Raw genomic sequence first — 24,643 nt, 5'->3', positions numbered from 1 at the left:
TCCCCATGCGCCTGCGAGCTAGTCTGAACAGTAGCCGCCATCACGAATGACGACTCCCGGGTGGCAGAGACCGCCCGGAGCTCAAAGCCACCCACAACCACGTGGGAAGAGGATGAGGTGTCTATGAAGATCCGAGAACTGGTCCGCCATTGGGAGCAGAACGCCAAGGGTCGCCTGACCCGCAGCGAGTACAGCATTCATCTGGACCTGGAGTCCGCAGCGCGACTGGCCGCCCTGGCCGAGATGTACCCCAAGCGCAGCGTCGAGGAACTGATCGGGGAACTGGTCGGCTCCGCCCTCGAGGAGCTGGAAGCCAGCTTCCCCTACGTCAAGGGCAGCCAGGTGGTCGCCACCGACGAGCAGGGCGACCCGCTCTATGAAGATATCGGGCCGACGCCCCGTTTCCTGGCCCTTTCACGCCGCTACCTGCGGCAGTTGAGCGACCCGCGCGAAAACACGAACCACTAGACCGCCGCAGTCCGTTTCAGCCCCGCCGATGCACGCCCGGCACGTGCAGGTGGCCTGCGTGCGCGCATTCCTCGCTGGTCACCGGCGGTGGTCCGGGCTGCTCCAGTTCGCGGAGGATGCCGCAGGCTTCGCTGGCTCCTACGCCGCTGCAGCGCGCGCGCAGCTCCCTGAGCTGGTCGCGCAGGGAATGCAGTTCGGCGATGCGCACCTCCACATGGTGCAGGTGCTCCTCAATCAGTCGATTGGCGGTACCACAATCGGCCTCGGGGCGATCGCGCAGGGCCAGCAGGGCACGGATTTCTTCCTGGGTCATGTCCAGCGAACGGCAGTGACGAATGAAGGACAGCCGCTCCACATGGAGGGTGTCGTACTGGCGGTAGTTGCCCGCACTGCGCGAAGGTTCGGGCAACAGGCCTTCACGCTCGTAGTAGCGGATGGTTTCCACGGGGCAACCGGTGAGGGTCGCCAGTTCGCCGATTTTCATGCTCCGCCTCCGCTTGACTCTGTAGTTGCTACAGGGTGTGCAATGCCACTCGAAGCGTCAAACAGGAATTGACCCATGAGCCACCATTGCTGCCACGACCATGACCACGCGCCCCGCTCCGCCACGCCGGAAATAGCCGCCGTCGCCGCTACCGCCGAAGCTCGCTGGAGTAGCCTGCGCATCGACGCCATGGACTGTCCCACCGAGGAACGCCTGATCCGCGACGCCCTGGGCAAGGTCCCGGCCGTCGAGGCGCTGGAGTTCAACCTGATGCAGCGCCTGCTACGCGTGCGGCACCGTTTCGACAACGTCGAGCCCCTGCAGCGCCTGATCGAGAGTCTCGGCATGCAAGCGGTGCCACTGGCCGAGGGCGCTACCGCCACGGCGCCGGCCCAGGAAAAGAAACCTTGGTGGCCCCTGGCGCTGGCGGGGCTCGCCGCACTGGCCGCGGAAGCCTGTGAATGGTTTGGCCTGGCGCCCGAGTGGGTGATCGCCGGGCTGGCGATACTCGCCATCCTCGGTGCCGGCCTGCCCACCTACAAGAAGGGCTGGATCGCCCTGAAGAACCGCAACCTGAACATCAACGCCCTGATGAGCATCGCGGTCACCGGCGCCCTGCTGATCGGCCAGTGGCCGGAAGCGGCGATGGTCAGCGTGCTGTTCGCCATTGCCGAGCTGATCGAAGCACGCTCGCTGGAGCGCGCGCGGAACGCCATTCGCGGCCTGCTGCAACTGGCCCCCGAGCAGGCGACCGTGTTCGAAGACGGTCAGTGGCGCGAGCGTCCGGCACGCGACGTACTGCCCGGCGCCCGCCTGCGGGTGCGTCCCGGCGAGCGCATCGCCCTCGACGGTGAAGTGCTGAGCGGGCGCTCCAGCGTCAACCAGGCCCCCATCACCGGCGAGAGCCTGCCGGTGGAAAAGGACCTGGGCGACCCGCTGTTCGCCGGCACCATCAATGGCGAAGGCGAAATGGAGTACCGCGCCACCCGCGCCGCCGACGACAGCACCCTGGCGCGCATCATCCATGCGGTGGAAGCAGCGCAGGGCGCGCGCGCACCGACCCAGCGCTTCGTCGACCGCTTCTCGAGCATTTACACCCCGGTGGTGATCGGCATCGCCGTACTCACCGCCCTGCTTCCCCCGCTGCTGTTCGACGGCGCCTGGCTCGACTGGCTCTACCGTGCGCTGGTGCTGCTGGTCATCGCCTGCCCCTGCGCACTGGTGATCTCCACGCCGGTGACCATCGTCAGCGGCCTCGCCGCAGCGGCGCGGGGCGGCATCCTGATCAAGGGCGGGGTATTCCTCGAACTCGGCCGCAAACTTGCGTGGGTGGCCCTGGACAAGACCGGCACCCTGACCGAGGGGCGCCCTCGGCAGACCGATTTCGAGCTGCTGCAGGCGGGCGAGCGCGATGCCCGAGCCCTGGCGGCCAGCCTGGCCGCCCGCTCTGACCATCCAGTGTCTCTGGCCGTGGCACGCGCCGCCGAAGCCGACGGCATTGCCCTCTACGCTGTGGATAACCTGGCCGCCCTGCCCGGCCGCGGCGTCAGTGGCCAGATCGCGGGCCATAGCTATCACCTGGGCAATCACCGTCTGGTGGAAGAACTCGGTCTCTGCGGGGCAGAGCTGGAAGCGCGCCTGGACGCCCTGGAAACACAGGGCAAGACAGTGGTGGCGCTGTGTGGTGAAAACGCCGTGCTCGCGCTGTTCGCGGTGGCCGATACGGTGCGTGACAGCAGCCGCGAAGCCATCGGCCAACTGCATGAACTGGGGGTGAAAACCCTGATGCTCTCCGGCGACAACCCGCACACGGTGCAAGCCATCGCCGGCCAGGTGGGCATGGACGACGCCCGCGGCAACCTGCTGCCTGAAGACAAACTGGCGGAGATCGGCAGGCGCCAGTCGGGCGGCGTGCCCGTGGGCATGGTCGGCGACGGCATCAATGACGCTCCAGCCCTGGCCCGCGCCGACATCGGTTTCGCCATGGGCGCGGCCGGCACCGATACCGCCATCGAAACCGCCGGCGTGGCGTTGATGGACGACGATCTGCGCAAGCTGCCGCAATTCATCCGCCTGTCCCGCCGAACCCACAGCGTGCTGATGCAGAACATCAGCTTGGCGTTGAGTATCAAGGCCGTGTTCCTGGGATTGACCCTGATGGGCGAAGGCACGCTGTGGATGGCGGTGTTCGCCGATATGGGCGCGAGCCTGCTGGTGGTGTTCAACGGGTTGCGGTTGCTTTCTCCCCTCTCCCTCCGGGAGAGGGGCCGGGGGTGAGGGAAGGTCCGCGCGGCTGTTAGCTTCCCTCACCCCAACCCTCTCCCAAAGGGAGAGGGGGCTGTCCGTGCAGACATTAAATACGTACCTACGCCAGCACGTTCTCGTAGACCTTCACCATATCTGCGCCGAAGGCCACCAGCAGCGCCTCCTTGAGGCGGCTGCCCGCTGGGCGGGGCCGTCGCAACTCGGCTACGGCGATCCGCGCTGCTTCCTGCAACGGATAGCCATACACCCCGCAACTGATCGCCGGAAAGGCGATGCTCGCCAGCCCTTCGGCGTCGGCCAGGGCGAGGCTGTTGCGGTAGCAGTTGGCGAGCAGTTCAGGTTCGCGGTGTTTGCCGCCTTGCCAGACCGGCCCGACGGTGTGGATCACGAACCGCGCCGGCAGACGGAAGCCGGGCGTGATGCGCGCCTCGCCCGTGGGGCAACCGCCAAGGGTGCGGCAATGGGCGAGGAGCTCGGGGCCGGCGGCGCGGTGAATGGCGCCATCAACGCCCCCGCCGCCGAGCAGAGAGGAGTTGGCGGCATTGACGATGGCGTCCACCTCCAGGGTGGTGATGTCGCCCTGCCAGATACGAATGTCCATGGGGTCACCTCCTTACGGAGGCTAGCCCTTATTTGACCTCTTGCGGGGTCTCCTGACCTACGCAGCGCACCGCTTTCTTCTTGTTATCCACAAGCACGCCGGTCAGGCCCTTCTGCGTGGTATCGAACATCACCAGCACGCCGTCGATGCACTGCGCCACTTGTGCGGCGGGCTCGAGGGAGACCTTGTAGTCTTCGCCGGGGACGGTCTTGAGCATGGTGAAGTCGGACAGCAGCAGCGCATCTTCGGGTTTGGCGAAGTGCAGGTAGCCGTAGTACCAGAGCACCATCACGGTGCCGACAATGCTGCCGATGCCGGTGAGGATCAGCGGGATGGGATTGCGTTCGCTCATTGGGGACTCTCTGTATTCGGGACTTCAGCCAGCCGGCGCAGTCCGACGAAGCCCTTGGGGTCTTCGAGGTAAAGCACCATTACCTTGCGCCAGGTGGGATCGGCGAAGGTCTGCACATGGCCGCCGCGGACCGGCTGGAATACCCGCGGCGGGGGCGCAGCTTGATACAAGCGCACGCCGTTGGAAAGGGGCACCACCGGATCATCGATGCTGTGATAGATCAGCATCGGCAAGCCCTTCAGCTCGCCAATGGCGCGTATGGCGCTGTCCCCATCGGGCACCAACCAGGAGAGCGGAACTTGCAGCGGCCAGAGCGGCCAGGCATTGGACAGGCTGAAGCGGGCCACCTCGCGGTAGCTGGCGGGTACGCCGTCCAGTACCAGGGCCTTGAGCCGACTGCGGCGCTCCGGGCGCTCGGAGAGGTAATGCACCGCCAGGGCGCCTCCGATGCTCTGGCCGAGCAGCACGACCGGTTTGCCCTGGACCTCCGGCGCCTGGTCGAGCCAGGCGAAGGCGGCATCGATGTCCTCGTAGAGCGCCGGCAGGCTGGGCGAGCCCTCGGAACGGCCGTAGCCGCGATAGTCCAGCAACAGCACCTGGTAGCCCTGCTCCGGCAACCACCAGCTGCCGCCCAGGTGGCTGGCGACATTGCCGCCGTTGCCATGCAGGTGCAGCACGGTGCCCTTCACTTCCACGCCGGGCTTGGCCGGCAGCCACCAGGCATGCAGGCGGGTGCCGTCGGCGGCGGTGAGCTGGATGTCGCGATATTGCAGCTTGGCCTTTTCCGGTGTGAAGGGCAGGTACTTGTCCGGGTAGAACAGCAGCGAGCTGCAGCCTTGCAGGATCAGAGCGAAGAGGATCAGCAGGAGGCGAGAAGCGGGCATGTGCATTTCCTTCCTGAAACATCACAGGCCAGCCCTGCGGGCTGGTTGGCGAATGAATTTCCACATTCGTAAAGCATGGACTTTCGATAGCCCCTGAACACAAGGCCGACCTCTTTAGCTCGGTCTGAGCCGTAGGGTGCGCTGCGCGCACCGATTCCAGGATCTGCCTCGGCACCCCGTCAAACCGTTGGTGCGCACGGCGCACCCTACCGGATCAGCTTCATCCTGCAATTCCGGCCATTCGAATCGTCACAGGCAGTGGTCAGAGGATGTTGGCGTAATCCGCCTCGATGCGGTCCAGGCTCAGATGGTTGAGGAAGTTGGAGAAGCACATCCAGGCCGACAGCGCGTTGAGGTCGCGGAACTGCGGCGGCAGGTACTTCGGCGGCACCACCAGGCCTTCGTCCACCAACTGGCGCAGCGTGCGGGTGTCCTCCAGGGTGGTCTTGCCGCAGAACAGCAGCGGGATCTGCTCCAGCTTGCCTTTGCGCACCGCGAGCTGGATGTAGTTGTAGATCAGGATGAAACCCTTCAGGTACGACAGATCCTTGGTGAAGGGCAGCCCGCCCGGCACCGAACCACGGAAGGCACGGCTGGCGCTGCCGTAGCTCTCTTCCGTGCTGTAACCCTGCTCGCGGTAGAAGTGGTAGACCTCGAGGAAATCGGCGCCCTCCTCCGCCATGTGGATCGCACGGGTGCGGTTGGTCAACCGGCGCAGTCGGGTCGGGTAGGACGCGAAGGCGATCACCTCCATCAGGATCGCCAGACCTTCCTGGGTCACGGTGGAAGACGGCGGGCCCTTGGACAGGAAGGTACAGATCGGCTGGTTCTGGCCGTTCAGGGTCGTGCCTACGTGCACCAGCCCCTCGTGGACTTCCAGGGCTCGCACGTCGCGCTCGTTGAACATGGCGTCAGCGCGAATCTTGATGTAGTCGGCACCCGCGGCCGCGTCGGCGACGATGCCGTCGGACTCGAACACCCGGATGGTGTCATCGCCGAATACCTCTCCCAGCCGGCTCTGCAGCAGGTTGACGGCGTCCTTGGCACTCAGGGTCTTGGGATCGTCCTTGAGGTCGCCACGGTCGGCAATGTTATTCAGGTAGTCCGAGAGCATCAGGCCGAGGTCGGCCAAGGTCGGGTCACCGGCATGGAAGGCATCGGACGCCGCACCGTAAAGCTCCTGGGAAATCAGGCCGAAATCCGCGGTGCCGCGCGCTTCCAGCATGCGGATCACCATGCGGTATTCCTTGCACATGCGCCGCATGATCTGCCCCACCGGGTTGAACTGGCCCAGGTGTCGGGTGATGTCGCGCTCGATGTTCTGGAATTCCAGCTTCTTCTCTACCGAGTCGAAGGCCAGCGGGCGGCTCTCGTAGTAAGCGCGGTCCACAGCGGGCATGGACTTGCCCTTGTGCTTGAGGAAGTCCTGGCGGACGCTGTCGTCCCATTTCACAGCGTCCAGCACGCGGATCGGGGTCTGCGCCTGGACGATGCGATCGGACAGCGCGCGGATGGTCTTCTGGTAATCGTCAGGGAGCTTGCGACGGGTCATCGTTGGCTCACTCCTCGGCCGAGCGCTGGTAACGCGCCACTTCAACGAAGACATCCGAGTTGGCCGGGTCATCCAGCCAGCCGAAGACGACATCCAGCGGAGTGGTGATGAGCACGCCGTCGCCGTCCGGCATTTCCACGGGCTGGCCCTGGAACTTGCCTTCCTGCATTTCCTGTTCGATGCGCTCGACATCCAGGTTGTAGACCACCAGTTCGTTATCCGTGGTCAGTTCGAAACCGGCGATGGCGAAGTTCGCGCCCATTTTCTTCGGCAACCCGGCGGAGAGGTACCAGCGGCGACCGTGGTGGGCGACGGTGAAGCCGAACTCTTCCATGCCCTCCAGGTTGTCCTTGCTGCCCTCGAAGCTGCGTGCCTTGTACACGTTGGAGCCGGAGCGGCTGATCTCCAGATACTCGCGCTCGCCCCATTCGTCCTTGCGGGTCCAGTCCCCGAGCAGTGGGATGGGGGCCGGCTCATTGGCCGGAATCGGATCCTTGAAGGTGACCAGGCAGCCGCCCAACAGCAGGAAGGACAGGGCAACCACGGCACGCCAGACTTTCATCTCGCTCTCCTTGTGATAACGAAAAACCCCGCCTCGCCGGCCAAGTGAACACGTCGCGAGCGATGGCCAGGCTAGGCGAAACAGGCGAAGAAGCGCAGTTTACACGCAGTAAATGAGCATTCTGAGCCTGCTTTCAACGACGCATGGCCGAGTGCAGCAGTGTTCACGCAGTCGCCGGTACGGCGGGGTTTGATCTATGCGCTTAAAGTCCCATCACCAGGTAAAGGTAGCGTTTAAGGACCGCTCGCATCTCGTCGATGTCGAGGTTTTCCACGCCGTCGAGGAGGCCCTGATATTCCATCCGCAGAATGACGGCCGTCAACACCTTGGCGTCTTCGGTGGGTTCGGCCGAGCCCAGTACCTGGAAGAAATGCTCCGCGCCCTGCGAGAGTATCCTGCGATGTGCGTCAGCAAGATTACGGAGACCGGCATTCAGTAGCGCTTCCTGGCGGAAGGCATGTTCGGCCAGCAACTGGTCGCGGTTCTCTTCGAGCTGGCTGCGCACGTACTGGATCGCCAGTTCGACGATCTGGTCGGTCATTTCCCGGCGCGAATCGCCGTCGCGGCTGAGCACGCCGGCCATGGCCTGCAGGTCATCCTCCACGCTGGCCCAGAAGGCCGCCATCACCGCCGAACTGCGCTCCACGAACTGCGCAAAGGTATCGGTGATGAGGTCGTTGATGTCCTTGAAGTAATAGGTAGTGGCCGACAGCGGCACCTGCGCCTCCGCGGCGACGGCCCGATGGCGCACGGCCCGTACACCGTCGCGGACGATGATGCGCATGGCGGCATCGAGGATTGCCTGGCGGCGTTGCTCGCTGCCCTGGCGACTGGCCTTGCGGCCCTGGTATTTCACGCTTTCGGCGACCGCGCTGGCCACGCGGGCGGCGCTGTCACTGCGGGACGACTGGCTCAAGACAGGAAACCCTCCGAACTCACTCAAGGTGAAAGTGTTGACCATTTATCCCGCTTATCAATGCAGGAACTGGCGAGATTTAGGCTCTGTCTCCCTGACTAGCGCCTTGTAGGAGCGGCGCCGGGGGCAAAAGGTTCGCATGCCGGACGGCGGCCAAGAAAAAACCGCCCGAAGGCGGTTTCTTTCTTACTCCTGCATCAAGCCTGGGGCCGCATGTGCGGGAACAGGATGACGTCACGAATAGACGGCGAATTGGTGAGCAACATCACAAGTCGGTCGATACCGATGCCTTCGCCGGCGGTGGGCGGCATGCCATATTCCAGTGCGTTGACGAAGTCGGCGTCGTAATGCATCGCCTCGTCGTCACCGGCATCCTTCTCCTTGACCTGCAGCATGAAGCGCTCGGCCTGGTCCTCGGCGTCGTTCAGCTCGGAATAGGCGTTGGCGATCTCGCGGCCACCGATGAACAGCTCGAAGCGGTCGGTGACGCTCGGATCCTGGTCGTTGCGGCGCGCCAGCGGCGACACTTCGAAGGGGTATTGGGTGATGAAGTGCGGCTGTTCCAGCTTGTGCTCCACCAGCTCTTCGAAAATCATCACCTGCAGCTTGCCCAGGCCTTCGTGGCCAAGGACCTTGGCACCGGCCTTCTTGGCGATCGCACGGGCAGTCTCGACATCCTTGAGGTCAGCGGCGCTGATTTCCGGGTTGTACTTGAGGATGGCGTCGAACACGGACAGGCGGGCGAACGGCTCGCCAAAGTGGAAGACCTTGTCGCCGTAGGGCACGTCGGTGCTGCCGAGCACCGCCTGGGCCAGCTCGCGGAACAGCTCCTCGGTCAGGTCCATGTTGTCTTCGTAGTCAGCGTAGGCCTGGTAGAACTCGAGCATGGTGAACTCGGGGTTGTGCCGGGTCGAAACGCCTTCGTTACGGAAGTTGCGGTTGATCTCGAAGACCTTCTCGAAACCACCAACCACCAGACGCTTGAGGTACAGCTCCGGTGCGATACGCAGGAACATGGCCATGTCCAGCGCATTGTGATGGGTCGCGAACGGCTTGGCTGCGGCGCCGCCGGGGATGGTCTGCAGCATCGGGGTTTCCACTTCGAGGAAACCGCGATCGGACAGGAAGCGGCGGATGTGAGCGATCACCTGGGAACGTACGCGGAAGGTGTTGCGGGTTTCCTCGTTGACGATCAGGTCGACGTAGCGCTGGCGATAGCGCTGCTCGGTGTCGGTCAGGCCGTGGTGCTTGTCCGGCAGCGGGCGCAGGGACTTGGTCAGCAGGCGCACGCTGGTCATCTCGACGTACAGGTCGCCCTTGCCGGAACGGGCCAGGGTGCCTTCGGCGCCGATGATGTCGCCCAGGTCCCAGGTCTTGATCTCGGCCAGGGTTTCTTCCGGCAGGGTCTTGCGGTTGACGTAGACCTGCAGGCGGCCGCTGGAGTCCTGAAGAACGATGAAGGAACCGCGGTTGAGCATGATGCGACCAGCGACCTTGACGGGGATGGCGGCTGCTTCCAGCTCTTCCTTGGTCTTGTCGGCGTACTGCGTCTGCAGGTCCGCGAAGTAGTTCTCGCGGCGGAAGTCATTGGGGAAGGCAATGGCCTTGGCTTCACGCACGGCGGCAAGTTTTTCCTTGCGCTGGGCGATCAGCTTGTTTTCTTCCTGTTGCAGTTCGTGCTGGTCGAGTTGTTGGTCGCTCATGGTCGTCTATCTGCCTGGCGTCAATTTCAAAAGAAGGTAACTGTAGGAGCGAACTTGCGAAGCTCTTCGAGGGGTGCACAAGAACTCGGCGTCCCCCTCGCTCCTACAAAAGCGGCTCCGCGTCAGAGCCCTTGTTTGAGGCTGGCCTCAAGGTATTCGTCCAGATCGCCGTCCAGCACCTTGTCGCAGTCGCTGCGCTCGACACCGGTGCGCAGGTCCTTGATCCGCGACTGGTCGAGTACGTAGGAGCGAATCTGGTGGCCCCAGCCGATGTCGGACTTGGTGTCTTCCAGCGCCTGGGACGCGGCGGTGCGTTTCTGCATCTCCTGCTCGTACAACCTGGCCCGCAGCATTTTCATGGCGGTGTCCTTGTTGGCGTGCTGGGAGCGTTCGTTCTGGCACGCCACCACGGTGTTCGTGGGCACGTGGGTGATACGCACCGCGGAGTCGGTGGTGTTCACGTGCTGACCGCCCGCGCCGGAGGAGCGGTAGGTATCGATGCGCAGATCGGACGGGTTGATCTCGATCTCGATGTTGTCATCGATCTCGGGCGATACGAACACCGCGGTGAACGATGTGTGGCGACGGTTGCCGGAATCGAACGGGCTCTTGCGCACCAGACGGTGCACGCCGATCTCGGTGCGCAGCCAGCCAAAGGCGTACTCGCCCTTCACATGCACGGTGGCGCCCTTGATGCCGGCGACTTCACCTGCGGACAGTTCGATGATGGTGGCGTCGAAGCCGCGCTTGTCGGCCCAGCGCAGGTACATGCGCAGCAGCATGTTGGCCCAGTCCTGGGCTTCGGTGCCGCCGGAGCCGGCCTGGATGTCCAGGTAGGCGTTGTTCATGTCCATCTCGCCACTGAACATGCGGCGGAACTCGAGCTTCTCGAGGATTTCGCGCAGGCGCTCGACTTCGGTGGAGACGTCGTTGACAGCGCCTTCGTCGTTCTCCTCGACTGCCATGTCCAGCAGGTCGCGGGAGTCGCCGAGGCCGCTGGTGAGGTCGTCCAGGGTTTCGACGATCTGCGCCAGCTGGGCACGTTCACGGCCAAGATTCTGGGCGTATTCGGGGTTGTTCCAGACGGCGGGGTCTTCGAGTTCGCGGTTTACTTCGACGAGACGATCATGCTTCTGATCGTAGTCAAAGATACCCCCGAATAGACAGGGTGCGATCGGAGAGGTCCTTGATGCTGTTCAGGATCGGGTTGATTTCCATGACGGGAAGCTCTCGCTGGCAAAACTTTCGGAAAAGCCGGCGAGTATACCCGAGTCACCGGATGCCGGCAGCATGCCAGCCGCGAAATGCGCCCCGCCGGCGACGCACGGGCGCACTGGAGCCCCCTCCCGATCAGGGCGCGGGGCTGGCTGCCACCATGGCCACCCGGTTACGGCCATTGTTCTTGGCCTGATAGAGGCCCTGGTCAGCCATGTCCACCAGCACCAGGGAAACCTGGCCCGACTTCGGCGTGAGCGTGGCGACGCCAATGCTGACGCTCAGCACCGAGCCCGCCACCGGCAGATCGTGGTGAATGGCCAGCGCCTCCACCGAGCGTCGTACCTTTTCCGCCAGCAGGCGTGCGCCGCCAGCCGCAGTGCCCGGCAGGATCATCGCGAACTCTTCGCCACCGTAGCGTGCGGCCAGGTCGGTGGCTCGACTGCAGCACGCACGGATGGATTCCGCCACCCGGCGCAGCGCCTCGTCACCCGCTACGTGGCCGAAGTTGTCGTTGAAGCCTTTGAAGTGGTCGACGTCGATCATCAGCATCGACAGCTCGCTCTGCTCGCGGAGCGCGCGTCGCCACTCCATGTCCAGGTACTCGTCGAAGTGACGCCGGTTGGACAGCCCGGTCAGGCCGTCGGAGTTCATCAGCCGCTGCAGCACCAGGTTGGCTTCCAACAGTTGTTGCTGGCTCTCGCGCAGGGCGCGATACGCCTCGTCGCGCTGTTGCAGGGCGGTGAAGGAACGCGAGTGGTAGCGGATACGCGCGACCAGTTCGATGGTGTCGGGCAGCTTGACCAGGTAATCGTTGGCGCCGGCGGCGAAGGCGGCGCTCTTCACCGTGGGTTCTTCTTTGGTGGACAGGACGATGATCGGCACATCGCGCAGCGCCGGCACCGCGCGGTATTCGGCGAGCAGGCTGAGGCCGTCTACCCCGGGCATCACAAGATCCTGAAGGATGACCGTGGGTTTGATCTGCAAGGCCACGGCGACCGCCTGCAGCGGGTCGGCGCAGAAATGGAAATCGATGCCCGGTTCGGCCATCAGTGCCCGACGCACCGTTTCACCGACCATGGCCTGGTCATCGACCAGCAGCACCATTGCCGAAGGCTCGACCGGGGTCATGTCCATGGGGTTGCGATAGGGGTATTGCATCACGCTCTCCGGGCCCGCAGGCCTCAGGTAGAAATTATCCGAATACCTCGGCCAGCCGGGGCGCGATGCGCTCCAGGGCGAGGATTTCCACCGCCGCGCCAATGGCGGCGGCGGCCTTGGGCATGCCATAGACCGCGCAGCTGGCCTGGTCCTGGGCAATGGTCAGGAAGCCGCGGCCGCGCATGCGCTTCAAGCCCTCGGCGCCGTCCCGGCCCATGCCGGTAAGCAGCACGCCGACGGCTTCGCCCTTCCAGTGCTCCACCAAGCTGTCGAAGAAGACATCGATGGAAGGACGATATACGAAGCTGGTGGGCTCGGCGGTATAGGCCAAAGTGCCATTTTTCAGCAATCGCAGGTGGTTGTTGGTGCCGGCCAGAAGGATGGTTCCCGGCTGTGGCGGCTCGCCTTCCCGTGCCAGTCGAACCGGCAAACGAGACTCGCTGGCCAGCCAGTCGGCCATCCCCCCGGCGAAGACTTCGTCCACGTGCTGGACCAGCACCACGGCCGCCGAAAAGTTCGCCGGCAACTGCTTGAGCAACTGCGCCAGGGACGCCGGACCGCCTGCCGAGGCACCGATGGCGACCAGGCGCTGCCCCCCGCTGCGCCGGGCGCTCGGTTCGGCTGCGCCGCGGGCGCGATTGTCGCGCTGGCCCACGAGCCAGCCGATGTTCTGGATCTTGCGCAACAGCAGCGCGGCCTCCTGGGCCTGACCGCTACCGAGCGCAGGGGTATTCACCGCATCCAGGGCGCCATGACCCATGGCCTCGAACACCCGGTGCACGTTCTGTTCGATATCCACGGTCACGATGAGGATGGCGCACGGGCTGCGCGCCATGATCTGGCGGGTCGCTTCGACCCCGTCCATCACCGGCATCAGCAGGTCCATCAGCACCACATCCGGCACATCCCGACCGCAGCACTCCACCGCTTCCGCGCCATTGCAGGCGATCCAGGCGATCTGGTGCGCCGGCTCCAGGGCAAGGGCCCGACGCAGCGCTTCGATCGCCAGGGGCATATCGTTGACTATCCCTATCCTCACCCTTGGGCCTCCCCGATCAGCATGACCACTGCATCCAGCAACGCTTCGTCGTGGAAACTGGCCTTCGCCAGATAATAGTCGGCGCCGGCGTCCAGGCCGCGTCGACGATCCTCTTCACGATCCTTGTAGGAAACCACCATCACCGGCAACGACTGCAGACGGTTGTCACGACGCACCAGGGTGACCAACTCGATGCCGTCCATGCGCGGCATGTCGATATCGGTGATGAGCAGATCGAAGTGCTCCGAACGCAGTGCGTTCCAGCCGTCCATGCCATCCACCGCCACCGCCACTTCGTAGCCGCGACCGGTCAGCAGCTTGCGCTCCAGTTCACGCACCGTCAGCGAGTCGTCCACCACCAGGACGCGCTTGCGCTGGGCGCCAGCGCCCTGGCGGCCACCGCGGTCGACCTTCTCCAGGCGGCCACTGCCCAGCAGCTTGCCAACGGATTTCAGCAGATCCTCGACATCGAGGATCAGCACGGGCCGGCCATCATCCAGCAAGGCCCCGGCGGACAGGTCCTGGACCTTGCCCAGACGCGGGTCCAGCGGCATCACCACCAGGGTGCGCTCACCGATGAACCGCTCCACGGCAACGCCGTAGCAGGTGTCGCGTTCATTGATCAGCACCACCGGAATACCGGCCTCGTCGCGCTTGCCCTCGGCGCACTGAAGGATCTGGCTGGCCGAAACCAGCCCCACATGCCGGCCTTCGTACCAGAAGTGCTGACGCCCTTCGAGCTGGACGATGTCCTCGTGCTGCAAACGGGTCATGCGTTCGATATGGGCCAGGGGGAAGGCGTAGGCCTCGCCGCCCACTTCCACCACCAGGCTGCGCACCACCGACAGCGTCAGCGGTACTTCGATATGGAAGGTTGCCCCCTGGCCGCTGCGCTGCTCCATGCGCACGCCGCCACGCAACTGGCGCACCATGTGTTGCACGGCATCCAGGCCGACGCCGCGCCCGGACACCTCGGTGACCTGCTCGCGCATGCTGAAGCCGGGCAGGAAGAGGAAGGCCAGTAGCTCTTCCTCGGTCATCCGTGCAGCGGTCTCGAGGTTGGCGAACTGGCGGGCGACCACCGCATCGCGCAGCCGCTCCAGGTCCACCCCGGCGCCATCATCCGCCAGCTCCAGCAGGAGCATCCCGGCGTGATGGCGGGCATGCAGGCGGATCACACCCTCCTCCGGCTTGCCCAGGCGCAGGCGCACGGCGGGGCTCTCGATACCGTGATCCACGGCATTGCGCAGCAGGTGCGTGAGCGGCGCCTCCAGACGTTCCAGCACATCGCGGTCGACCTGCGTGGTCTCGCCGCTCACTTCCAGCCGCACCGGTTTGCCCAGCGAGCGGCCGAGATCCCGGACCATGCGCGCCTGGCCAGCCAACACGTCCGCGAACGGACGCATGCGTGACGCGAGGGCGGCGTCATAGAGCAACTGGGCACGCTGGCCGCCCTGCCAGCCGAATTCATCGAAATCGGCCATGTAGCCGGAAAGCATCTGCTGGCACTCGCCGAGCAGTTGCCGGGCCTCGCCAAGCATCGCCTGGGCTTGCGGGTCCAGGGTGCCGTCCAGCACCGATTCGCGCGCCACGTCGAGGGCGCGACTGGCGCTGGCCTGAAGGCGCTTGAGACGGTGCAGGGCATCGTTCAGGGGCTTTATGCGCTGGAACTCCACCAGCGACTTGCTGGAGATATCCAGCAGGTGATCAAGACGTTCAGCGCTGACTCGCAACACCCGGTCACGGGCCTCGGCACCGGTATCCGCAGGGACCTGGGCTTCGACAGGTTCAGGCGACGGTAATGGCGACGGCGCGACAGGAATGGCAGGTGCAGAAATGACCGGCGCGGGGATGACCGGCTCGATAAGCCCTCCCGTCGCTGGCGCAGGCTCGGCGGGCTGCCCCTGCAGGCGGGCTACCAGCGCAGCGATGACATCGCGACCGGCGTTCTCCGCCCAGTCAGCGTCGCTGCCAATGCGCACCAGCAGATCGGAACCCTGCAGCAACGCATCGATATTGTCCGGCTGCAGGCGCACGTGCCCCTGGCGCGCGGCCTCCAGCAGGTCTTCCATCACATGGGCGACCCGCACCCCGGCATCCAGCCCGACGATACGCGCCGCCCCTTTCAGCGAGTGGGCAGCACGCATGCAGGCTTCCAATTGGTCGGCCTGGGTCGGATTGCGTTCCAGCACCAGCAAGCCGGTGTTGAGCACCTGGGTCTGGGCATCCGCCTCCAGGCGGAACAGCTCCAGCAGGGATGCGTCGCGCATCTGGTCCGGCGTCATGCCAGGCTCCTTGCCATGGCCTGCAACAGCAGGCTTTCGTCCAGCAGCGTGATGCTGCGTCCACGCCACTGCACCACCCCCGAAGCGAACTGGCGGGCTGCCAGGTCCGGGGTACGGCCCGGGTCGATCACCGCGTCCACGGGAATGCCGTGTATTCCGTCTACTTCGTCCACTGGCGCCACCAGCGGTCCACCCTGGCTGGCGAGAATCAGCATACGCGGCACGACACGCCGCTCACCGTTCACTTGCCCGCCTTTTTCCAGCCCCAGCAACTCGCTCAACGACAGGCAGGCCACCAGCGCCCCACGCACGTTGGTCACGCCCAGCAGGGCCAGGGAACGCTGGTGCGGCAGGGAATGGATGGGGTTGATTGAAGCCACCTCCACCAGGCTGCGCGTCGCCAGGCCGAGCCACTGCTCGCCCATACGGAAAACCAGGGTTGAACGACGCTCGCGGCCATCTTCCTCCTCCTCCACCGGCGCGGCGGCGATCTCCTCGCGAACCAGCGCGTAGCGGTCGAGCAGCAGGGTGGCGGCGGCCGCATGCACCTCGCAGTTGCGGCAGTGCACGTGGTTTTCCAGGCGTTCGCAGGACTTGTCGCCATGCACGCCAATGCGATTCCAGCAGTCGTCCACGGCGGGCAACTGGTCGCTGGCGATCAGGGGCAGACGGTTATCGGCCATGGCTGTTCACTCCACGACTGGCGCGCTGCAGCAGGCGTTCTGCGCCGGCGCGGTCGCCACGGGCAGCGAGCAACGCCGCCAGGTGCGCCAATGCCTCGGCATGCTGGGGTTCCAGGTAGAGCGCCTTGCGGTAATGGTCCTGGGCTTCATCGGCCTTGCCAGCCACATCGCTGAGCAGGCCCAGCCAGTAGAAGGCCTCCGCCGACGGGCCGTGGGCCGACAGGAAGGCTTCGCAAGCGGCGCGGGCTTCCTCGGTCCGGCCGCTGTTGGCCAGGCTGGCGATAGTCGTCAGGGCAGCTTCAGGTCCCGCGCCATCGGCCTTGGCCTTGGGCAGCTCGGGCTTCGGCAGCGGCGCGCGCGGCCTGGCCGGCGCTCGGCTGGACAATGGCGCGGCAACGACGGGAGCCGGCGCCGGGATGCGTACCTTGGCCGGTTTGGCGGCCACCTGGGGTGGCGCATTGCGGAACACGAAGGCCTGTGGATAACCCAGCGGCTGCATGCCCTGCTGACTGAGCAGGCTGGCTTCGGCCGGGCCGATGAACATGGCGCCGTCCTTCTGCATGTGGCGCTTGAGCACCTCCAGCACGGCGGTCTGGGTGGTTCGGTCGAAATAGATCAGCAGGTTGCGGCAGAAGACGAAGTCGTAGGCCGGCTCACCGGCGAGCAGGCCGGGGTCCAGCAGGTTGCCACGCAGGAAGCGCACCTTGGACGCCACCTGCTGGGCCAGCGCATGGCTTTCGCCCGAAGGAATGAAGTAACGGTCGCGAAAGCCCAGGTCGTCACCGCGGAACGAGTTGCGTCCGTAAAGTCCCTGGCGCGCCCGTTCCAGTACCCGTTCGCTGATATCCACCGCATCCACCTGGAACAGCCCCGGCGCAAGGCCGGCATCCAGCAGTGCCATGACAATGGAAAACGGCTCTTCCCCGGTGGAACAGGGCAGGCTGAGGATACGCAAGGGCCGCCCACCCACCAGGTTTGGCAGGCGCTCGAAGGCCAGGCGGCCAAGGGCAGCAAAGGATTCCGGATAACGGAAGAACCAGGTTTCGGGGACCACCACCGCTTCCACCAGCGCCTGCTGCTCGGCCGGCGACGCGTTGAGGGTGGCCCAATAGGCTTCTTCGTCCAGGCTGCCGCAGGCACTCATGCGCTGGCGCAGGGCACGCTCGATCACTACCCGGCCGACGGATTCCGCCTCCAGGCCAATGCGGCTCTTCAACAGGGCCTCGAAGCGCTCGATCATGCCGCGCCCTCCGTGGCCGGGAACAGCAACGCGCGCACCTCATCCGGAAGCAGGTCGGCAACGCGGATGCGCTGCACCAGGCCATCGGCGCTCTGGTAGACGGGCCCGAGGTAACGCGCCCCACCTTGCTCAAGGCCGTAGTCGCGGAACTCGTCCGGACTGCAGCGCAGCGTGTCGGTCGCCTGTTCGAGGATCAGCCCAAGCCAGCGCGTCCGCCCTTCCAGCGGGTAATTCACCAGCACCAGCCGGGTGCTGGTGCGCACCTGCGCGGGTTGGCCGAAGGCGAGCACGCCCAGGTCCAGCACGGGGACCAGCACGCCGCGATGGGAGAACACCCCGGCCACCCAGCTCGGCGTCTCGGGCACCTGCTTCAGCTGGCGCAGGGGCAGGACCTCCACCACTTCATGCACATCCAGCGCATAGCGGTCGCCGCCCATGCGGAACTGCAGGTAGAGCTGGCCCCTGACGGTACGGGCCGGCGCGCGGGTACGACTCGGGCACATGGCGCCGACTCAGACCTTGAAGCGGCTGACGCCGGTTCGCAGGCCGTTGGCCACCAGGTTCAGTTCGTCGATGGCTGAGCTGGCCTGGCGCAGGGATTCCACCGTCTGCCCGGTGGCCTCGCCCAGCTGCACCAGGGCCTGGTTGATCTGCTCGGCGCCGGTGGCCTGGGCCTGCATACCTTCGTTGACCATCTGCACGCGCGGCGCCAGCGCCTGCACCTGCTGGATGATCTGCGACAGTTGCTCGCCCACCTGCCCCACTTCGGCGATGCCACGGCGGACTTCCTCGGAGAACTTGTCCATGCCCATGACCCCGGCGGACACCGCCGACTGGATCTCGCGCACCATCTGCTCGATGTCGTAGGTGGCCACGGCGGTCTGGTCGGCCAGGCGGCGCACCTCGGTGGCAACCACGGCGAAACCGCGGCCGTACTCGCCCGCCTTTTCCGCCTCGATGGCAGCGTTGAGGGACAGCAGGTTGGTCTGGTCGGCCACTTTGACGATGGTGGTGACCACCTGGTTGATGTTGCCGGCCTTCTCGTTGAGGATCGCCAGCTTGGCATTCACCAGCTCGGCGGCGCCCATTACCTGGTGCATGGTGTCTTCCATGCGCGCCAGGCCAAGCTGGCCGGAGCCGGCGAGGATGGAGGTCTGCTCGGCGGTGCCGGACACCTCGTTCATGGTCCGCACCAGGTCGCGGGAGGTCGCGGCGATCTCCCGCGAGGTGGCGCCGATCTCGGTGGTAGTGGCAGCGGTCTCGGTGGCGGTGGCCTGCTGTTGCTTGGACGTGGCGGCGATCTCGGTGACCGAGGTGGTCACCTGGACAGCAGAGCGCTGGGCCTGGGATACCAGCGCCTTGAGCTCCTCGGCCATGCTGTTGAAGCCGGTCTCGATGGCGTTGAATTCGTCCTGGCGCTTGAGGTCCAGACGCGTGGACAGATCGCCGCCGCCCATGATGCGCAGGGTATCGACGATGCCGCCGACCGGACGGGTGATCGCGCGCATCAGCAACAGGCCGCAAACGGCCGCGGCGGCAACCGCCAGCACCATGGCGAGGAGCATGCTGCGCTCGGCGTTGCGCACCGAGCCGACGATCTCCCCGACGGAGCTCTCGGCAGTCCCCTTGTTGAAATCGATCATCTCGTTGAGCAGCTGGCGTCCACCGTTCCACTGCACGACGAGCCCTTCGCGGAAGGTCCGGCGAGCCTGTTCCAGGCTGCCGGCGTGCACCAGCTCCAGTATTTGCGCCTGGTGCTCGCGATAGGTCTTGTGGATACCGAGGAATTGCCGGTAGCTGTCCAGGTCATCGGCCTTGGAGATGGTCGCTTCATACGACTTGAGGAAGGCATCGAGCTGGTCGGTGCTGTCCTTGAGCGCCTTCTCATCGCCGGGATAGACCTGTATGTCACTTTCGTCTGTGCCACCCAGCAACGCCTGGGTGCGCAGCATGTTGTCAGTCCAGCTGCTGCGCAGCTTGCTGATCACGAACATGCCGGGCACGGAATCGGCCAGCACCCGGTCGCCTTCGTGCTCGATGTTTCGCAGCTGCAGGTAGGACATGGTGGCCATCAACAGCATGATGGCGATGATCACCGCGAAACTTGCCTGGATACGCAGGCGAACAGTCCAGTTCTTCACAAAACTTCCCCAGTTACCAATGCCCGGAATCTTGGCGGCCCAGCGCCATTGGCGGCGACTCTAGTGACTCGCCCCAACGCTCGCAAGCACCGGACGACATACATTTACGTCGCCAGAAAGCCGACGGCGCGTGGCCTTGGGGAGTTTGGCAGAAAGTTGCCAGTTTGCAGGGGGAAGGAATTCTCAGTTGGAAAGCTCGCACCCGACCCGGAGCAGGGCGTTTCATGCTTGATCGTCGGTGCGCATGGCGCACCCTACCCTTCTTCAGGTACGTGCTCGACTCATCGTGGGAGCGAATTCATTCGCGATTGAAATCGCCCCCACAAGGCGTCGCCATTCAGGCCAGCTCCTGCCGCACCTGGCGTTCAAGCTCGACCTTGAGCCCCGGATCGAGGCGCAACTGGCGCGCCAGCTCTTCCAGGTAGGCACGTTCCATGAAGTGCTCCTCATCCACCATCAGCACACTGGCCAGGTACATCTCGGCGGCCATTTCCGGGGTCGTGGCAGCACGGGCGACGTCTGCCGGGTCGAGCGGCTTGTTCAGTTCGGCGTCCAGCCAGCGGCGCAGGTCGGCATCCTGGGTCAGTTTGGCCAACTCTTCTTCGATCAACTGGCGCTCGCGGGCATCCACATGGCCATCGGCCTTGGCCGCCGCCACCAGCGCCTTGAGGATGGCCTGGCTGTGCAGCTCGGCCTGGGGCGCGGGCAGACGATCGAGGGTCTGGGGTTCGCCTTGCGGCGCACCGGCCTGTTGCGCCTGCCAATTGCCGTAGGCCTTGTACGCCAGCACGCCGAGTGCGGCCAGGCCGCCATAGGTCAGCGCCTTGCCGCCCAGCTTGCGGGCGCTCTTGTTGCCGAGCAGAAGGCCCAAGGCACCTGCTGCAAGCGCGCCTCCACCCGCGCCTTTGAGCAGGCTGCCGAGATCGCCGGAGCTGGACTTCCCGCCCGAAAAACCGCCGGATTTGCCGGCAGTTTTCTGCTGCAGGAGGTCCTGGCCGGATTTGAGCAGTTGGTCGAGCAGTCCGCGGGTAATCATGGAAAACCTCCGAGTCATTCCGAGTTCACAGATCGACCGACTCTAGCCGGAGGGATTCCACACAGCAGTTCACAGAGTGCTTCGAGATATTGCTGCGGGTCCGCAGGGTGGCGGAAATCGACGTAACCATCTAAAAAAGCGAATCACTCGTTCATATTTCGATAAACCCCAACCACCGGCCGCCATCCAGACGCGAACCACGCCCATGATGACCCTCCGCCAGATCCGACATTTCATCGCTGTTGCCGAGACCGGCTCCATCTCCGCCGCCGCCCAGGCGGTGTTCATCTCCCAATCCACCCTGACCCTGGCCATTCAGCAACTGGAAGAGGAGATCGGCGTCAACCTGTTCAACCGCCACGCCAAGGGCATGTCGCTGACCCATCAGGGCCACCAGTTCCTGCGCCAGGCGCACCTGATCCTGGCGACGGTGGAGAACGCCAAGCGCAGCCTGCAACAGAGCACCGACCAGGTAGCCGGCAGCCTCACGATCGGCGTGACCAGCCTGGTAGCCGGTTACTACCTGGCCGACCTGATCACCCGCTTCCAGCGCGCTTACCCCAACGTGAAGACCCGCGTAGTGGAAGACGAGCGCCCGTACATCGAGCACCTTCTGGTCAGCGGCGAGATCGATGTGGGCGTACTGATCCTTTCCAACCTGGAAGACCGCCACGCCCTGCAGACCGAAGTACTGACCCACTCGCCCCACCGCCTCTGGCTGCCAGCCCAGCACCCTCTGCTGGAACGCGACAGCATCGCCCTGGCGGATGTGGCTGGCGAGCCGCTGATCCAGCTCAACGCCGACGAGATGGGCCTGCACACCCAGCGCATCTGGTCCCGCGCCGGACTGACACCCCAGGTCACCCTGCGCACCGCCTCGGTGGAAGCGGTCCGAAGCCTCGTGGCGGCTGGCCTCGGGCTGTCGATCCAGCCGGACATGACCTACCGCCCCTGGTCGCTCGAAGGCGACATCATCGAAGCCCGTCCGCTGGTGGACCTGGGCGCACCATTGGACGTGGGCCTGGCCTGGCGTCGAGGCACCGCTCGCCCCGCACTAGTGGACCCATTCCTCACTGTGGCGCGCGAGCAGCCGAACAATCGCAAGCCTTCGATTTAATCGAACGCTGCTTTCAATATTTAGAATTTGTCGACCTCAGGTCCGGCCTCTAGTCTCTCGTCCCCATAAGCAGAGGCATGCCGGGCCCCATTCAGGGAGCACCGGCATGACCGAACAAAAACCCGAGAAGAAAAGAGCCAGCAAGATGACCGGCGCCGCCAGCACACCAACCCTGCACACCGAACTGCTGATCGACGGCCAGCTCGTCATCGGAGAAGGGTTGGCCGAGCCGATCATCAACCCCGCCAGCGGCGAGACCCTGGTGACTATCGCCGAAGCGTCCATCGAACAGGTGGAAGTCGCCATCGCTGCCGCCAATCGCGCCTTTACCCACTGGTCGCGAACCACGCCTGCACAACGCGCCACCGCCCTTCTGGCCATTGCCGACGCCATCGAAAAGCGCGCGGACCAACTCTCCCGCCTGGAAGCTCTGAACTGCGGCAAGCCGCTGCATCTGGCGCGCCAGGACGACATTCCGGCTACCGCCGACGTCTTTCGATTCTTCGCCGGCGCGGTGCGTTGCCAGCAGGGCCAGCTCGCCGGCGAGTACGTGCCCGGACATACCAGCCTGGTGCGCCGCGATCCGGTGGGCGTGGTCGCCTCCATCGCCCCCTGGAACTACCCGCTGATGATGGCGGCCTGGAAGATCGCCCCGGCGCTGGCCGCCGGCAATACCCTGATCTTCAAGCCTTCCGAACACACACCGCTGTCTATCCTGGCCCTGGCCCCGGCCCTCGCGGAAATCCTCCCGCCGGGAGTGATCAACGTTCTCTGCGGCGGCGGCGACAGCGTCGGCAGCCAGTTGGTCGGCCACCCACGGGTCCGCATGGTGTCGCTGACTGGCGATATCGTCACCGGCCAGAAGATTCTCCAGAGCGCCGCGCGCACCTTGAAGCGCACCCACCTGGAACTGGGCGGCAAGGCGCCGGTGATCGTCTGCAACGACGCCGATATCGAAGCCGTGGTCCAGGGCGTACGTACCCATGGCTACTACAACGCCGGCCAGGATTGCACCGCCGCCTGCCGCATCTACGCCCAGGCCGGCATCCATGACCGTCTGGTGAGCGAGCTCGGCGAAGCGGTGGCCAGCCTGCGCTTCGCCCGCAAGCGCGACCAGGACAACGAAATCGGCCCGCTGATCAGCTCCCGCCAGCGCGACCGCGTGGCCAGCTTCGTCGAGCGCGCCCTGGGCCAGCCCCACATCGAGCGCGTCACCGGGGCCGCCGTGCACTCCGGTGCGGGCTTCTACTACCAGCCCACCCTGCTGGCCGGCTGCAAGCAGCAGGACGAAATCGTCCAGCGCGAAGTCTTCGGCCCCGTGGTCACCGTCACCCGCTTCGACGACCTGGCCCAAGCCGTGGATTGGGCCAACGACTCCGAGTACGGCCTGGCTTCGTCCGTGTGGACGCAAAACCTGGACAAGGCCATGCAGGTGGCCGCGCGGCTTCAATACGGCTGCACCTGGATCAACACCCATTTCATGCTGGCCAGCGAGATGCCCCATGGCGGTCTCAAGCGCTCCGGCTATGGCAAGGACCTGTCCAGCGACTCCTTGCAGGACTACAGCGTGGTGCGTCACATCATGGCCCGCCACGGCACTGATTTTTAAGAGAGATAAAAGGCCCTGAAGGCCGGCTGTACCTGCTTCATCTGCCCCGACCAATAACGAAAAAGAGGGAACAACATGTCCGTGCGCAAAACCGCCCTGCTCAGTGCAGTGGCCACCGCCATCCTCGCCAGTGGCAGCCTGCAGGCCGCCGAAGCCCTGAAACAAGTCGGTGCCGGCGAAGGTCAGCTCGACATCATCGCCTGGCCCGGATACATCGAACGCGGTGAGTCGGACAAGAACTACGACTGGGTCACCCAGTTCGAGCAGGACACCGGTTGCAAGGTCAACGTGAAGACCGCCGCCACCTCCGATGAAATGGTCAGCCTGATGGCCAAGGGCGGCTACGACCTGGTCACCGCCTCCGGCGACGCGTCCCTGCGCCTGATCTACGGCAAGCGCGTGCAGCCGATCAATCCGGAGCTGATCCCCAACCTGAAGAACCTCGACCCGCGCCTGAAGGACGCGCCCTGGTTCACCGTCCAGGGCCAGCAGTACGGCACGCCCTACCAGTGGGGCCCGAACCTGCTGATGTACAACACCAAGGCCTTCGCCAAGGCCCCGGACAGCTGGAGCGCGGTGTTCGAGCCGCAGCAACTGGCCGACGGCAAGGCCAACAAGGGCCGCGTCCAGGCCTACGATGGCCCGATCTACATCGCCGACGCCGCCCTCTACCTGAAGTCCGCCAAGCCGGAACTGGGCATCCAGGACCCGTACCAACTGACCGAAGAGCAGTACACCGCCGCGCTCGACCTGCTGCGCAAGCAGCACAGCCTGGTGCACCGCTACTGGCACGACGCGACCGTGCAGATGAGCGACTTCAAGAACGAAGGCGTGGCCGTTTCCAGCACCTGGGGCTACATGGCCAACACCCTGAAGGCCGAAGGTCAGCCCGTCGCTACCGTGTTCCCGAAGGAAGGGGTCACCGGCTGGGCTGACACCACCATGCTGCACGTGGACGCCAAGCACCCGAGCTGCGCCTACAAATGGATGAACTGGTCGCTGGAGCCCAAGGTCCAGGGGGACGTTTCCGCCTGGTTCGGCGCCCTGCCCGCCGTTCCCGCCGGCTGCAAGGCCAGTGCCCTGCTGGGTGCCGAAGGTTGCGCCACCAACGGTTACGAGCAGTTCGACAAGATCGCCTTCTGGAAAACCCCGCAGGCCGAGGGCGGCAAGTACGTGCCGTACAGCCGCTGGACCCAGGACTACATCGCGATCATGGGCGGAAGGTAATTCGCACCGAACGCTCCCCGATAGTCACCCCTCTCCCTCTGGGAGAGGGGCCGGGGGTGAAGTGGCCTAATGATTCTGGACACCCCGATAGGGCGTTAAGCTG

22 protein-coding genes are annotated in these 24,643 nt (G+C 65.0%); 5 read left to right on the top strand and 17 right to left on the bottom strand.

The features are described from left to right. Window positions 1–123 precede the first annotated feature (123 nt). Complete coding sequence (locus MnOB_RS27100) at window positions 124–468, top strand: pilin assembly protein (protein ID WP_077527636.1); 345 nt, start codon at window positions 124–126, stop codon at window positions 466–468. A gap of 16 nt (window positions 469–484) precedes the next feature. Here the strand turns inward: MnOB_RS27100 and cadR are convergent, their stop codons facing one another. After that, the gene (gene cadR, locus MnOB_RS27095; RefSeq protein ID WP_077527635.1) at window positions 485–952 is read right to left on the bottom strand and encodes a Cd(II)/Pb(II)-responsive transcriptional regulator; all 468 of its coding nucleotides are present in this window, start codon (window positions 950–952) and stop codon (window positions 485–487) included. Between the two features lie 75 nt (window positions 953–1,027). Here cadR and MnOB_RS27090 point away from each other — a divergent pair, with 75 nt between their 5' ends. Next, the gene (locus tag MnOB_RS27090) at window positions 1,028–3,229 is read left to right on the top strand and encodes a heavy metal translocating P-type ATPase (RefSeq protein ID WP_077527634.1); all 2,202 of its coding nucleotides are present in this window, start codon (window positions 1,028–1,030) and stop codon (window positions 3,227–3,229) included. 88 nt (window positions 3,230–3,317) lie between these two features. Here MnOB_RS27090 and MnOB_RS27085 read toward each other — a convergent pair whose 3' ends face one another. The 16 genes from MnOB_RS27085 to MnOB_RS27015 all read right to left on the bottom strand — a co-directional run bounded on the left by MnOB_RS27085 (window position 3,318) and on the right by MnOB_RS27015 (window position 20,587). Continuing rightward, window positions 3,318–3,818: an O-acetyl-ADP-ribose deacetylase gene (locus MnOB_RS27085; protein WP_077527633.1), complete on the bottom strand. Its 501-nt coding sequence runs from the start codon at window positions 3,816–3,818 to the stop codon at window positions 3,318–3,320. A 28-nt stretch (window positions 3,819–3,846) separates the two neighbouring features. Further along, on the bottom strand, window positions 3,847–4,170 hold the full coding sequence (locus tag MnOB_RS27080) for a PA3694 family proteiin (RefSeq protein WP_077527632.1): 324 nt from the start codon (window positions 4,168–4,170) through the stop codon (window positions 3,847–3,849). Then, window positions 4,167–5,060 (bottom strand): alpha/beta hydrolase, encoded by an 894-nt coding sequence (locus MnOB_RS27075; RefSeq protein ID WP_077527631.1) that lies wholly within the window; start codon window positions 5,058–5,060, stop codon window positions 4,167–4,169. Before MnOB_RS27075 ends, MnOB_RS27080 begins: the two co-directional genes overlap by 4 nt. A gap of 256 nt (window positions 5,061–5,316) precedes the next feature. Next, the gene (locus MnOB_RS27070; protein WP_077527630.1) at window positions 5,317–6,606 is read right to left on the bottom strand and encodes a flavohemoglobin expression-modulating QEGLA motif protein; all 1,290 of its coding nucleotides are present in this window, start codon (window positions 6,604–6,606) and stop codon (window positions 5,317–5,319) included. 7 nt (window positions 6,607–6,613) lie between these two features. Continuing rightward, window positions 6,614–7,168: a hypothetical protein gene (locus tag MnOB_RS27065; RefSeq protein ID WP_077527629.1), complete on the bottom strand. Its 555-nt coding sequence runs from the start codon at window positions 7,166–7,168 to the stop codon at window positions 6,614–6,616. Between the two features lie 202 nt (window positions 7,169–7,370). Then, window positions 7,371–8,084, bottom strand: a complete 714-nt coding sequence (locus MnOB_RS27060; protein ID WP_077527628.1) for a TetR/AcrR family transcriptional regulator — start codon at window positions 8,082–8,084, stop codon at window positions 7,371–7,373. A 197-nt stretch (window positions 8,085–8,281) separates the two neighbouring features. Then, on the bottom strand, window positions 8,282–9,787 hold the full coding sequence (gene lysS, locus MnOB_RS27055; protein WP_077527627.1) for a lysine--tRNA ligase: 1,506 nt from the start codon (window positions 9,785–9,787) through the stop codon (window positions 8,282–8,284). A gap of 122 nt (window positions 9,788–9,909) precedes the next feature. After that, a protein-coding gene (gene prfB / locus MnOB_RS28685) for a peptide chain release factor 2 (RefSeq protein ID WP_107504140.1) occupies window positions 9,910–11,005 on the bottom strand; the annotation gives its coding sequence in 2 pieces (ribosomal slippage) (window positions 9,910–10,932 and window positions 10,934–11,005; 1,095 coding nt in all). Between the two features lie 132 nt (window positions 11,006–11,137). After that, entirely contained in the window at window positions 11,138–12,163 is a 1,026-nt protein-coding gene (locus tag MnOB_RS27050) for a diguanylate cyclase (protein ID WP_077527626.1), read from the bottom strand. A gap of 34 nt (window positions 12,164–12,197) precedes the next feature. Further along, window positions 12,198–13,202 (bottom strand): chemotaxis response regulator protein-glutamate methylesterase, encoded by a 1,005-nt coding sequence (cheB, locus tag MnOB_RS27045; RefSeq protein ID WP_077527625.1) that lies wholly within the window; start codon window positions 13,200–13,202, stop codon window positions 12,198–12,200. Then, the gene (locus MnOB_RS27040) at window positions 13,199–15,487 is read right to left on the bottom strand and encodes a hybrid sensor histidine kinase/response regulator (protein ID WP_077527624.1); all 2,289 of its coding nucleotides are present in this window, start codon (window positions 15,485–15,487) and stop codon (window positions 13,199–13,201) included. Before MnOB_RS27040 ends, cheB begins: the two co-directional genes overlap by 4 nt. Then, window positions 15,484–16,170: a chemotaxis protein CheW gene (locus tag MnOB_RS27035; RefSeq protein ID WP_077527623.1), complete on the bottom strand. Its 687-nt coding sequence runs from the start codon at window positions 16,168–16,170 to the stop codon at window positions 15,484–15,486. Before MnOB_RS27035 ends, MnOB_RS27040 begins: the two co-directional genes overlap by 4 nt. After that, complete coding sequence (locus tag MnOB_RS27030; protein WP_077527622.1) at window positions 16,160–17,410, bottom strand: CheR family methyltransferase; 1,251 nt, start codon at window positions 17,408–17,410, stop codon at window positions 16,160–16,162. Before MnOB_RS27030 ends, MnOB_RS27035 begins: the two co-directional genes overlap by 11 nt. Beyond that, window positions 17,407–17,913: a chemotaxis protein CheW gene (locus tag MnOB_RS27025; protein ID WP_077527621.1), complete on the bottom strand. Its 507-nt coding sequence runs from the start codon at window positions 17,911–17,913 to the stop codon at window positions 17,407–17,409. The genes MnOB_RS27030 and MnOB_RS27025 overlap by 4 nt, the downstream gene beginning before the upstream one ends. 9 nt (window positions 17,914–17,922) lie before the next feature. Further along, a complete protein-coding gene (locus MnOB_RS27020) occupies window positions 17,923–19,551 on the bottom strand; it encodes a methyl-accepting chemotaxis protein (protein WP_077527620.1) in 1,629 nt (542 codons plus the stop codon). A gap of 337 nt (window positions 19,552–19,888) precedes the next feature. Next, entirely contained in the window at window positions 19,889–20,587 is a 699-nt protein-coding gene (locus MnOB_RS27015) for a tellurite resistance TerB family protein (RefSeq protein WP_077527619.1), read from the bottom strand. Between the two features lie 205 nt (window positions 20,588–20,792). Here MnOB_RS27015 and MnOB_RS27010 point away from each other — a divergent pair, with 205 nt between their 5' ends. The 3 genes from MnOB_RS27010 (at window position 20,793) to ydcS (ending at window position 24,540) form a co-directional block, all read left to right on the top strand. Further along, on the top strand, window positions 20,793–21,704 hold the full coding sequence (locus tag MnOB_RS27010; RefSeq protein ID WP_077527618.1) for a LysR family transcriptional regulator: 912 nt from the start codon (window positions 20,793–20,795) through the stop codon (window positions 21,702–21,704). A gap of 106 nt (window positions 21,705–21,810) precedes the next feature. Beyond that, window positions 21,811–23,313 (top strand): gamma-aminobutyraldehyde dehydrogenase, encoded by a 1,503-nt coding sequence (locus tag MnOB_RS27005; protein WP_077527617.1) that lies wholly within the window; start codon window positions 21,811–21,813, stop codon window positions 23,311–23,313. 75 nt (window positions 23,314–23,388) lie between these two features. Then, window positions 23,389–24,540: a putative ABC transporter substrate-binding protein YdcS gene (gene ydcS, locus MnOB_RS27000; protein ID WP_077527616.1), complete on the top strand. Its 1,152-nt coding sequence runs from the start codon at window positions 23,389–23,391 to the stop codon at window positions 24,538–24,540. The last annotated feature ends 103 nt before the right edge of the window (window positions 24,541–24,643 follow it).

The organism is Metapseudomonas resinovorans (assembly GCF_002003485.1).
GTDB classification, from domain to species: Bacteria; Pseudomonadota; Gammaproteobacteria; order Pseudomonadales; family Pseudomonadaceae; genus Metapseudomonas; species Metapseudomonas resinovorans_D.
The sequence above is the reverse complement of the archived record's forward strand: the minus strand, read 5'-3'. Positions and strand labels throughout refer to the sequence as shown.

What these genes read in the sequence shown, in the direction of transcription:
- MnOB_RS27100 (WP_077527636.1), top strand. Translation starts at nt 124, where the DNA reads ATGAAGATCCGAGAACTGGTCCGCCATTGGGAGCAGAACGCCAAGGGT.
- cadR (WP_077527635.1), bottom strand. Translation starts at nt 952, where the DNA reads ATGAAAATCGGCGAACTGGCGACCCTCACCGGTTGCCCCGTGGAAACC.
- MnOB_RS27090 (WP_077527634.1), top strand. Translation starts at nt 1,028, where the DNA reads ATGAGCCACCATTGCTGCCACGACCATGACCACGCGCCCCGCTCCGCC.
- MnOB_RS27085 (WP_077527633.1), bottom strand. Translation starts at nt 3,818, where the DNA reads ATGGACATTCGTATCTGGCAGGGCGACATCACCACCCTGGAGGTGGAC.
- MnOB_RS27080 (WP_077527632.1), bottom strand. Translation starts at nt 4,170, where the DNA reads ATGAGCGAACGCAATCCCATCCCGCTGATCCTCACCGGCATCGGCAGC.
- MnOB_RS27075 (WP_077527631.1), bottom strand. Translation starts at nt 5,060, where the DNA reads ATGCACATGCCCGCTTCTCGCCTCCTGCTGATCCTCTTCGCTCTGATC.
- MnOB_RS27070 (WP_077527630.1), bottom strand. Translation starts at nt 6,606, where the DNA reads ATGACCCGTCGCAAGCTCCCTGACGATTACCAGAAGACCATCCGCGCG.
- MnOB_RS27065 (WP_077527629.1), bottom strand. Translation starts at nt 7,168, where the DNA reads ATGAAAGTCTGGCGTGCCGTGGTTGCCCTGTCCTTCCTGCTGTTGGGC.
- lysS (WP_077527627.1), bottom strand. Translation starts at nt 9,787, where the DNA reads ATGAGCGACCAACAACTCGACCAGCACGAACTGCAACAGGAAGAAAAC.
- MnOB_RS27050 (WP_077527626.1), bottom strand. Translation starts at nt 12,163, where the DNA reads ATGCAATACCCCTATCGCAACCCCATGGACATGACCCCGGTCGAGCCT.
- MnOB_RS27040 (WP_077527624.1), bottom strand. Translation starts at nt 15,487, where the DNA reads ATGACGCCGGACCAGATGCGCGACGCATCCCTGCTGGAGCTGTTCCGC.
- MnOB_RS27035 (WP_077527623.1), bottom strand. Translation starts at nt 16,170, where the DNA reads ATGGCCGATAACCGTCTGCCCCTGATCGCCAGCGACCAGTTGCCCGCC.
- MnOB_RS27030 (WP_077527622.1), bottom strand. Translation starts at nt 17,410, where the DNA reads ATGATCGAGCGCTTCGAGGCCCTGTTGAAGAGCCGCATTGGCCTGGAG.
- MnOB_RS27025 (WP_077527621.1), bottom strand. Translation starts at nt 17,913, where the DNA reads ATGTGCCCGAGTCGTACCCGCGCGCCGGCCCGTACCGTCAGGGGCCAG.
- MnOB_RS27015 (WP_077527619.1), bottom strand. Translation starts at nt 20,587, where the DNA reads ATGATTACCCGCGGACTGCTCGACCAACTGCTCAAATCCGGCCAGGAC.
- MnOB_RS27010 (WP_077527618.1), top strand. Translation starts at nt 20,793, where the DNA reads ATGATGACCCTCCGCCAGATCCGACATTTCATCGCTGTTGCCGAGACC.
- MnOB_RS27005 (WP_077527617.1), top strand. Translation starts at nt 21,811, where the DNA reads ATGACCGAACAAAAACCCGAGAAGAAAAGAGCCAGCAAGATGACCGGC.
- ydcS (WP_077527616.1), top strand. Translation starts at nt 23,389, where the DNA reads ATGTCCGTGCGCAAAACCGCCCTGCTCAGTGCAGTGGCCACCGCCATC.